Source organism: Actinocorallia aurantiaca (assembly GCF_039533685.1).
Classification (GTDB): Bacteria; Actinomycetota; Actinomycetes; order Streptosporangiales; family Streptosporangiaceae; genus Actinocorallia; species Actinocorallia aurantiaca.
Genome location: NZ_BAAATZ010000027.1, coordinates 1 through 9,840, shown reverse-complemented (window position 1 = coordinate 9,840; position 9,840 = coordinate 1). Strand labels below are relative to the sequence as shown.

General features: G+C 70.0%; 10 protein-coding genes. 7 read left to right on the top strand and 3 right to left on the bottom strand.

Annotation, left to right across the window (positions count from 1 at the left end):
- Both ABD327_RS27580 and ABD327_RS27575 read right to left on the bottom strand, forming a co-directional pair.
- Positions 1–988: glycosyltransferase family 39 protein (locus ABD327_RS27580; RefSeq protein WP_344454358.1), on the bottom strand; the 988-nt coding region annotated here is incomplete at its 3' end.
- A 23-nt stretch (positions 989–1,011) separates the two neighbouring features.
- Positions 1,012–1,551, bottom strand: coding sequence for a hypothetical protein (locus tag ABD327_RS27575; protein WP_344454356.1), 540 nt, complete (start codon positions 1,549–1,551; stop codon positions 1,012–1,014).
- Between the two features lie 116 nt (positions 1,552–1,667).
- Between ABD327_RS27575 and ABD327_RS27570 the strand changes: the two genes are divergently transcribed.
- The 7 genes from ABD327_RS27570 to urtE all read left to right on the top strand — a co-directional run bounded on the left by ABD327_RS27570 (position 1,668) and on the right by urtE (position 8,012).
- Positions 1,668–2,279 carry a zinc-ribbon domain-containing protein gene (locus ABD327_RS27570; protein WP_344454354.1) on the top strand — a complete coding sequence of 204 codons (612 nt, stop codon included), beginning with the start codon at positions 1,668–1,670 and terminating at the stop codon, positions 2,277–2,279.
- The gene (locus tag ABD327_RS27565; protein ID WP_344454352.1) at positions 2,276–3,022 is read left to right on the top strand and encodes a dimethylarginine dimethylaminohydrolase family protein; all 747 of its coding nucleotides are present in this window, start codon (positions 2,276–2,278) and stop codon (positions 3,020–3,022) included. Before ABD327_RS27570 ends, ABD327_RS27565 begins: the two co-directional genes overlap by 4 nt.
- 202 nt (positions 3,023–3,224) lie before the next feature.
- Positions 3,225–4,418 (top strand): urea ABC transporter substrate-binding protein, encoded by a 1,194-nt coding sequence (gene urtA / locus ABD327_RS27560; RefSeq protein WP_344454474.1) that lies wholly within the window; start codon positions 3,225–3,227, stop codon positions 4,416–4,418.
- Positions 4,419–4,514: 96 nt separating this feature from the next.
- Positions 4,515–5,384, top strand: a complete 870-nt coding sequence (urtB, locus tag ABD327_RS27555; RefSeq protein WP_344454350.1) for an urea ABC transporter permease subunit UrtB — start codon at positions 4,515–4,517, stop codon at positions 5,382–5,384.
- Positions 5,381–6,499 carry an urea ABC transporter permease subunit UrtC gene (gene urtC, locus ABD327_RS27550; RefSeq protein WP_344454348.1) on the top strand — a complete coding sequence of 373 codons (1,119 nt, stop codon included), beginning with the start codon at positions 5,381–5,383 and terminating at the stop codon, positions 6,497–6,499. Before urtB ends, urtC begins: the two co-directional genes overlap by 4 nt.
- A gap of 104 nt (positions 6,500–6,603) precedes the next feature.
- A complete protein-coding gene (gene urtD, locus ABD327_RS27545) occupies positions 6,604–7,320 on the top strand; it encodes an urea ABC transporter ATP-binding protein UrtD (protein WP_425547238.1) in 717 nt (238 codons plus the stop codon).
- Positions 7,320–8,012: an urea ABC transporter ATP-binding subunit UrtE gene (urtE, locus tag ABD327_RS27540; protein WP_344454472.1), complete on the top strand. Its 693-nt coding sequence runs from the start codon at positions 7,320–7,322 to the stop codon at positions 8,010–8,012. Before urtD ends, urtE begins: the two co-directional genes overlap by 1 nt.
- A 59-nt stretch (positions 8,013–8,071) precedes the next feature.
- On the opposite strand, the gene ABD327_RS27535 is transcribed toward urtE, so the two are convergent.
- A complete protein-coding gene (locus tag ABD327_RS27535; protein ID WP_344454343.1) occupies positions 8,072–9,103 on the bottom strand; it encodes an alpha/beta hydrolase in 1,032 nt (343 codons plus the stop codon).
- Positions 9,104–9,840 lie beyond the last annotated feature (737 nt).

Here is a 9,840-nt window from a genome sequence, read left to right as displayed (position 1 = left end):
CCGTCAGCGGCACGGCCAGCTTCCAGGAGAGGGTCTCCAGTCCGGCGGCGACGAGCAGCGCGGCGGCCGGGACGCAGAAGAGCAGGTACCTCTGCACGTAGTAGGGGCTGCCCAGCCAGGAGACCCCCAGCAGCAGCGCCGGGGGCAGCACCAGCCAGGGGAGTGCGACCCGCAGGAGGGGGGAGGCGGGCCGGTACCGCCACAGGCCCAGGAGGGCGAGCAGCAGGGCGGGGACCAGCAGGACCGGACCCCAGCCCAGCGCCTGGGCCAGCCGCAGCAGCGCCTTGCCGGTGAGCGGCTCGATCCAGCTCACCTGGTAGCGCTGGCTCATGGCGAAGACGACCAGCCCCAGCAGCGGGACCAGGGCCGCTCCGGCGGCCACCGCCCAGGACCGCAGCGCGTCCCGGCGGGCGATCACGTGGGCGGGCAGGAGGAGCAGCGCGAACATGTGGGTGTAGCCCAGCAGCACCACGGACAACGCGTACCAGGCCCAGCCGCGCCGGTTCTCGGCGCGGACCAGCAGCCAGGTGGAGAGCACGGCCAGCGCGGCGACCAGGGCGTACTGCCTGGCCTCCTGGGCGTAGCGGCTGAGGAACGGGGAGAGCGCGACCAGCAGCCCGGCGGTCAGCCCGAGCCGGTCGGAGCCGAGCCGCCGTCCGAGCACGGCGGTGAGTCCGGCCGCCGCGGCGGCGGCGAGCGCCGAGGGCAGCCGCAGGGTGAGCTCGGAGACGCCGAACACCGTGGTGACCGGCCACATGAGCAGGTAGTAGAAGCCGTGGACGGCGTCGATCTCGCCGAGGACGCGCAGGAGCTGGGGCACGGTCCTGCCGGTGAGGTCGGCGGTGACCGCCTCGTCCCGCCAGAAGGAGGGGGTCGTCAGGCCCCAGCAGGCGACGGCGAGGGCCACCAGGGCGGCGGCGCAGGGCGGGCCGAGGCGGGAGAGGCGGCCGAGGCCGGGACGGGGAGAGGAGATGGGGTTCTTTGGCATCTGGATGACTGAAAGGGTAGCCGCTAGACCTTTCGCAACAGATGTCCGGCGCCGCAGAGCAGCAGCACCACCGAGCCGCCCAGGGCCAGGAACCAGCCGAAGTCCAGTCCGCCCTGGATGTCCAGGACGGCCTGGGCGAGCCGGGCGAGGAGGTCGTTGGCCACCTGGTCCTGGTAGGACTGGATCTCGCGCACGAAGAGCAGGCAGGCGGCGGTCCCCAGGACTCCGGGGGCCATCGCGGCGAGCCCCAGGGGCTTGCGGCCGGTGGCCAGGGCGGCCAGCGCGAGCACCAGGCCGAGGATTCCGGCGGCCAGGGCCAGGTAGCCCGGCGCGCTGCTGGTCTCGGCCAGCTCGTCCATGGCCGTCCAGCTCTGCGACTGGGCGGGGATCAGCAGGAACGCCTCCTGGGAGACCCAGACCCACGGCAGGAAGGGCGCGGCGGTCACCGCGGCCGAGGCCAGCAGGCTCACGACGGCCAGGGCCCGGCGGGCAGGGGCGGCGGAAGCAGGGGTGGGGCGCGGATACCCTTGCTCGCCGAAACCCGGCGTATAAGGCGGAGTCATGGGTTGAAGGGTAGAAGGTCACGTTTGCCCCCGCTAGCGTCTTCTCTCCATACCGTCCCCGCGGATTCCGGGGGCTCGGTATGTTGACTTTTCAACCCTTCGGAAGGGAGAGCACGGTGTTGCTCGTCTTCGGTCTGACGGTCTGCTTCCGTACGGTCGGCGAGGGCATGTTCCACTGCCCGTCCTGCGGTGGCGACCGCCGGTACCGCCGCCGCCGCGGCCGCCGCTGGATCACCCTCTTCTTCCTCCCGGTCATCCCCCTGCGCGGCCTCGGCCAGGCCGTCGAGTGCCGCTCCTGCCGCACCCGGTTCAACGTCTCGGTCCTGCGCCAGCCCACCGCCGCCGCCATGTCCGCGGCGCTGCCCGCCGCCATGCGCGCCGCCTGCTGCCTGGTGCTGCGGGCGGGCGACCCGGCCGCGGCCCTCGCCCGGATCCGCGCCGTGGACGCCGTCCGCGGTTACGGCGAGGATGCCTACACCAGCGACGAGCTGGCCGAGGACCTGCACCTGCCGGCCGAGTTCCACCGCGAGGAGATCGCCAGGGCCGGTGCCCACCTGGCCGTCGAGGCCAAGGAGTGGTTCCTCACCCAGGTGGCCCGGGTCGCCCTGTCCGACGGCTCGCTGAGCGAGGACGAGCGGCGGGAGCTGCACCGGGTGGCGGGGTCCCTGGGCATGAGCACCGCCCACGCCCTGGGCGTGATCCTGGTCGCCGAGGGCGCGATCACATGAGGACCGCCCTGGTCCGGGCCCCCGGACCGAGGCTGGCCGACGGCCTGGTCACCCACCGGGAACGCCGGCCCCTCGACCTCGCGCTGGCCCGCGCCCAGCACGAGGCCTACACCGGGGCCCTGGCCGAGGCGGGTTTCGGGCTCCACTGGGTGGAGCCCGCCGACGACTGCCCCGACGCGGTCTTCGTCGAGGACACCGCGGTGGTGTGCGGGGACAGGGCCGTCCTGGCCCGGCCCGGCGCGCCCGAGCGGGCGGGCGAGGTGGCGGGCACCGAACGGGCGCTGCGCGGCCTCGGCCTGGACGTCCGCACCCTGGACGGGGAGTGCGCCCTGGACGGCGGCGACGTCCTGCAGACCTCCGACACCCTCTACGTGGGCCGGTCGGGCCGCACGGACGACGACGCCCTGTGCCGGCTGCCGTCGCTGCTGCCCGTCCGGCGGGTGGTCGGGGTCAAGGTGCTGGGGGCCCTGCACCTGAAGTCGGCGATGACCGCGCTGCCGGACGGCTCCCTGATCGGCCTCCCGGACCTCATCGACACCTCGGGCCTGCCCGGCCTGCGGGTGGCGCCCGAGGCGTCCGGGGCCGGCGTGGTGGTGCTGGGCGAGGACCACCTCCTGCTGGCGGCGAGCGCCCCCCGCACCGCGGCGCTGCTGCGCGCGGACGGCTGGCGGGTCACGACCGTCGACATCAGCGAGTTCGAGGCCCTCGAAGGCTCTGTGACCTGCCTTTCCATTCTCGTCTGAGAATCTCTCCCCGTCCCGTCCGTTACGGCGGGAGACCCTGCCATGCCCGGATTCACCGCATGTTTACATGGTGGTACTTCGGTAATGCGCAATTAACACGCGAAGGTCCCTCTGGAAATAAGGCTCCCGCAAATTGTTGGTCGACCGACAAGCGGGGTCCTTCCCGAGGAGAAGCAAGTTGCGTATTTCCCACTGGCGGAAAATGGCCGTCATGGCCACCGCCGCGGCACTCGTCCTCACCGCCTGCGGTGAGTCCGAGGAGACCGCGAGCGCTGAGAACGGCGACACCATCAAGGTGGGCATCCTCCACTCGCTGAGCGGCACCATGGCCATCAGCGAGGTTACCGTCAAGAACTCCGAACTCATGGCGATCGAGGAGATCAACGCCAAGGGCGGCGTCCTGGGCAAGCAGATCGAGCCGGTCGTCGAGGACGGGGCGTCGGACTGGCCCACCTTCGCCGAGAAGGCGCGCAAGCTCGTCAAGAAGGACAAGGTCGCGACCGTCTTCGGCGGCTGGACCTCGGCCAGCCGCAAGGCCATGCTCCCGGTCTTCGAGGCCGAGAAGGCGCTGCTGTGGTACCCGGTGCAGTACGAGGGCCTGGAGTCCTCCCCCTACATCTACTACACCGGCGCCACGACCAACCAGCAGATCATCCCCGGCCTGGACTACCTGAAGTCCCAGGGCAAGAAGAAGATCTTCCTGGTCGGCAGCGACTACGTCTTCCCGCGCACCGCGAACAAAATCATCAAGGCCTATGCCGAGGCCAATGGCATGGAAGTCGTCGGTGAGGAATACACCCCGCTGGGTCACACCGAATACGGAACGCTCGTCAACAAGGTCATGTCGGCGAAGCCCGACGCCGTTTTCAACACCCTGAACGGCGACAGCAACGTCGCCTTCTTCAAGCAGTTCAAGGCGGCCGGTGGCACGGCGGAGAGCCTGCCCGTCCTTTCCGTGAGCATCGCCGAGGAGGAAGTCGGCGGCATCGGCGTCGACAACATCGTCGGCCACCCGGTGGCCTGGAACTACTACCAGACCACCGACAACCCCGAGAACAAGACCTTCGTCGAGGCCTTCAAGGCCAAGTACGGCCAGGAGAAGGTGACCTCCGACCCGATGGAGGCCGGCTACAACGCCGTCTACCTGTGGGCCGAATCGGTGAAGAAGGCCGGCACCACCGAGGTCGAGGCGGTCAAGAAGGCCTCCGCCGGGGTCGAGCTGAAGCTGCCCGAGGGCCTGGTGACCATCGACGGCGAGAACCAGCACGTCCACAAGACCGCCCGGATCGGCGTGATCCAGTCCGACGGCCTGATCAAGGAGGTGTGGAGCTCCGGCGAACCGATCAAGCCGGACCCCTACCTCAAGACGTACCCCTGGGCCGAGGGCCTCTCCTAGGCCCCGGGCTCGAGCAGTCGTGACGAGCGGCCACCCCGTCCACCGGAGGCGGGGTGGCCCTCGCGCGGCGGAGCCACGACACAGAGAGGAGGGGACATGATCGACCAACTGCCCGTCGGGCTCAGCATCGCGGGCGCGCTACTGCTCATCGCGCTGGGCCTGACCTTCACCTTCGGCCAGATGGGCGTGATCAACATGGCCCACGGCGAGTTCATCATGGCCGGGGCCTACACCGCCTACCTGCTCCAGGACCTCGCCGACGACAAGGCCGTGTTCCTGGCCCTTCCCGTCGCCTTCGGCGTGGCGGGCGCGATGGGCCTGATCCTGGAACGGCTGGCCATCAGGCGGTTCTACGGAAGGCCCCTGGACACCCTGCTGCTCACCTGGGGCGTGAGCCTGGTGCTGCAGCAGCTCGCGCGCGACCTGTTCGGCGCCCCCAACGTCAACGTGACGGCGCCGGGCCTGCTCGAAGGGCGGCTCGCCCTCGGCGGCATGACCATTCCCTACACCCGGCTGTTCATCATGGTCCTGGCGGTCGCCTGCGTGGCCGCGATCTGGCTCTACATGAACCGGTCCCGGCAGGGCCGCAGGATGCGCGCGGTCATGCAGAACCGTGAGCTGGCGGCATGCTCCGGGGTGGTCACCGAGCGGGTCGACCAGCTGACCTTCTTCATCGGCTCGGGCCTGGCCGGCGTTGCGGGCGTCGCGCTGACCCTCATCGGCCCGATCGGCCCGTCGCTGGGCACCAACTACATCGTCGACGCCTTCCTCGTCGTCGTCGCGGGCGGCCTCGGCCGGCTGCGCGGCGCGGTCCTGGCGGCGCTGGCCCTGGGCCTGCTCAACTCCTTCGTGGAGTTCTGGACCGACGCCAGCTCCGCCAAGGTCGTGGTGTTCGTGGCGATCGTGGCCTTCCTCCAGGTCCGTCCGCAGGGCATGTTCGTCCTCCGCTCCCGGGCGCTGACATGAGCGTCCTGGCGCAGGGGAGGACCCTGCTCACCGGAAGGGCCCGCGGCTACGTCCTGTTCGCCGCGGTCGCCCTGCTGCTGCTGGCGATCGCCCCGGCGGCGCTCGACCCGTTCCGGCTCGGCCTGCTGGCCAAGTACCTGTGCTTCGCCATCGCCGCGCTGGGCATCGGGCTCGCCTGGGGCCAGGGCGGCATGATGACCCTGGGCCAGGGCGTGTTCTTCGGGCTCGGCGGCTACTGCATGGGCATGTACCTCAAGCTGAAGGACGCCGGGTCCGGCGGGCTGCCGGACTTCATGGTGTGGAGCGGCGTCGAGGAGCTGCCCGCCCTGTGGGAGCCGTTCCGCAGCCCTTTCTTCGCGCTGACCATGGTGGTGGTGCTGCCGGTCGCGGTCGCGGCCGTGCTGGGCCTGCTGGTGTTCCGCCAGCGGGTGCGCGGCGCCTACTTCGCCATTCTCAGCCAGGCGCTGGCCGCCGCGTTCGTGATCTGGCTGGTCGGCCAGCAGGGCCTCACCGGCGGCACCAACGGGCTGACCAACTTCTACGACGTGTTCGGCATGGACCCGGAGGAGGAGAGCACCCAGCGCACCTTCTACTTCGTGGTCGTCGTGGTGCTGGGTGCGCTCTACCTGCTCGCCCGCCAGCTGGTGAAGAGCCGTTTCGGCAGGCTGCTGGTGGCCATCCGCGACGGCGAGGACCGGGTGCGCTTCCTCGGGTACAACCCCGCGACGGTCAAGACGATCACCTTCGCGGTGTCGGCGGCCATGGCGGGCATCGCCGGGGCGCTGTACGTGCCGGTCGTCGGGATCATCTCGCCGGCGCTGCTGGGCGTGGTGCCCTCGATCGAACTGCTCGTCGCCGTCGCCATCGGCGGGCGGTTCTCGCTGGCGGGGGCGATCCTCGGCGGCGTCCTGATGAACTGGGCGCACACCACGCTCTCGGAGAACTGGCCCGAGGGCTGGACCTACCTGCAGGGCGGCCTGTTCATCCTGGTGATCATGCTGGCGCCCAAGGGCATCGCGGGCCTGGTGAACCAGGCCGGCGACCTGCTGGCCCGGCGCAAGGCCGCGGCTCCGTCCGCGCCGCAGGCTCTGGCCAAGGAGGAGGTGCCGGTATGAGCGAGGAGAATCCCCCAGAGGCCCCTTCGGAGGAGACCGCGGCCGCTCCGGAGCGGACCGAGGCGGCGAAGCCGGGCCCCGGCCTGCTGGAGATCAGGGATCTGATGGTCGTCTTCGACGGCTTCACGGCGATCAACGGGGTGGACCTGACCGTGGGCGAGGGGGAGCTGCGCTTCCTCATCGGCCCCAACGGCGCGGGCAAGACCACGCTGATCGACGTCATCACCGGGCTGACGAAACCGACCTCGGGAACGGTCCGCTTCGCCGGCGCGTCCCTGGCCGGGCGGAAGGAGCACCAGATCGTCCGGCTCGGCATCGGCCGGACGTTCCAGACCTCGGTGGTGTTCGAGGAGCTGTCGGTCCTGGAGAACATCGACCTGGCCGCCAGCTTCCGCCGCCCGCTGGCGAGCCTGCTGCGCCGCAGGAAGGGCGTCACCGACGAGGTGGCGTCCGCGCTGGAGACGATCGGGTTGCGGGACCTGGCGGACCGGCCCGCGGGGATCCTCTCGCACGGCCAGCGCCAGTGGCTGGAGATCGGCATGCTCATCGCCCAGGGTCCCAAGCTCCTGCTGCTGGACGAGCCGGTCGCGGGCATGAGCAAGGACGAGCGGGAGCGCACCGGCGAGCTCCTCACCGAGATCGCCAGGGACCACACCGTGATCGTCATCGAGCACGACATGGAGTTCCTGCGCCGGTACGCCTCGACCGTCACCGTCCTGCACGAGGGATCCGTCCTGGTGGAGGGCGACGTCGCCGCCGTCCAGGCCGACCCGAGGGTCCAGGAGGTCTACCTGGGCCGCAAGAAGGAGGAGGCCGCGTGATGCTCAAGGTGACGGGGCTGGAGGCTGCCTACGGCAGGGCGAGAGTGCTCTTCGGCGTCGACTTCGAGGTCGGCGCCGGGCAGCTGATGTGCGTGATGGGCCGCAACGGCGTCGGCAAGACCACCCTGCTCAACTCGGTCATGGGGGTGCTCGCCCCCACCGCGGGCAAGGTCGAGTTCGAGGGCGCGGACGTCACCCGGATGAAGACCTACGACCGGGTGAAGCTGGGCATGGGGTACGTCCCCCAGGGGCACGAGACCTTCCCCCAGCTCACGGTCGCCGAGAACCTCCAGGTCACCCTGGAGGCGACCGGCCACCGGGACCGCAAGGCGGTGGACGAGGCGCTGGAGGCCTTCCCCCGGCTGGTGCCGCTGCTGAAGCGGCGGGCGGGCTTCCTGTCCGGCGGCCAGCAGCAGCAGCTCGCGATCGCCCGGGCCCTGGTGACCCGGCCGAAGATGCTGATCCTGGACGAGCCGACCGAGGGCATCCAGCCCAACATCGTCCTGGAGATCGAGGAGGCGATCGAGCGCCTGCACGCCACCGGCCTGGCGATCCTGCTGGTGGAGCAGTACCTGGAGCTGGCGCTGCGCCTGGCCGACCGGTTCATCATCCTGGAGGGCGGCCAGGTGGCGCACGCCGGCGAGGCCGAGGACCTCCGCGACGAGAAGGTGGGGCGCCTGCTGGCGGTGTGATTACTGGAAGGCGGAAGGGGGCCCCGGCTCGGCCGGGACCCCCTTCCGCGCGCTCGGGCTCAGTACCTGCGGGCCTGCAGCGCCTTCATGATCAGCGGCCAGGCCAGCTTGTACTCGCGGTTCCAGTAGGCCCAGTTGTGCATGCCGTCGCCGTACAGGTGGGTGGTCACCGGGATCTTCATGGCCTTGAGCCGGTCGATCATCGACTTGGCGGTGATGCCGACGATCTGCTCGCCGACGCCGCCGACGACCTGGAACTGCAGCGCCCCGGTCACGCCGCCGTGCTGCTCGAGCACGTCCGCGAACTTCGCGTCCAGCGGCCCGGCCTTGCCGGTGGTGCCCGAGGAGATGTACAGGCCGGTGCCGCGCAGGTTGCCCGCCAGGTAGTAAGGGTCGTGCAGCAGCCAGTTGCCGCGGTCGCGGACGGGGTCGCCCCACTTGATCGTCGGGCTGGTGTCCACGGTGGAGTTCATGTCGGCGAGGGCCATCAGCGAGGAGATGCCCGGCTTCGTCAGGTGCAGGATGCCGCTGTAGCAGGCGGCGTAGCGGAACAGGCCGCGGTGGCGCGCGGCGTAGGTGATCGCTCCCTGGCCGCCGGAGGAGATGCCCATGACCGCCCGGACATTGCCGGCGCGGTAGTTGCGCTGCATCAGCTGGACGACCTCGCCGACGTGGAAGGTCTCCCACTTGGGCGGGCCGCCCTTGCCGGCGTTGTACCAGTCGGTGAACCCGGCGCTGACCCCTCCTTCGGGCATCACCACGATGACGTCCCACTGGGCGGCGATGTCCTTGATGTCGGTCATCACGTCCCAGCCCTGGTAGTCGCCCTCGCCTCCGCCGCCGTAGACGTAGAGGGTGGGCCAGGTGCGTCCGGCGTTCTTGCTCCAGCCCCTGGGCAGCATGATCCGGGCCTTGGGCTGGAACGGGAGGGAGGGGGTGTTGATGGTGATGTCCAGAGTGCGCTCGCGCACCATCTGCTCGTTCACCACGGTCGCGCCGGTGTCCGCGGGGGCGGCGGAGGCGGAGCCGGGGCGGAGGACGGCGGTCAGGCTGGAGAGGGCGACGGTCGAGATCGCGCCACGTCTGGTCATTGCATGCACGAGGCAGTCCCCTTGGACCCGGCTGTTGGACACGCTGATGGATAGCCGAACCTAGCGGAACATTCGTCTTATGCGCTACTTGTCTCACTCTGTGTAACTTGGGGCAACTGCGACCCCTACCGAGACATGACAAGTGGTTGACGTCCGTTGACGGGTGTACTTGTGTTCAAGAATGCGATGCGGAAGATCAATCAAGGGCGGGAGCGGGCGTTTCACAATGGCGCGCCGCCATTCCTCACCGTCTCCGAGGGGGTTCCGCCGAGAGGCGCGACAACCCTCTGACCGTTGGATTCGTCACAAGGGCGAAAAGTTCGGCGGTGTTAGGGTGACTGTCGTCACGTCCCTGCGGGAGCCTGGTTGACGCACCGTAGTGGAACGTCCGGCGCTATCCGTATAGCGCCTCAACAATCGTGCCGAAAGTAACTTCTGGGCAACGCGGGTCATATAGGGTCTAGACCGTTTAGTGCGGCGTATGCCGCTTTTCGTGTTCGTGGAGAGGCGCTCTGTGACTGACATGTCGACCTCATCGTCGACCTCGCCAGGTGGGCCGGACTACGAGTGGCTGACCGACGGCGCACCGCAGGCTGCCCACCAGCCCCCCCATCCCGGGAACCGGCAGATGCGTCCGCCCGCGCAGCCTCCGGTCGCTCCAGGGAGGGTACCCCCTCCCGGCTCTCCGCAGCAGGCCGCCGCCTCCCGGCCGCCGCAGGGAGCCCTTCCCGCCCTGG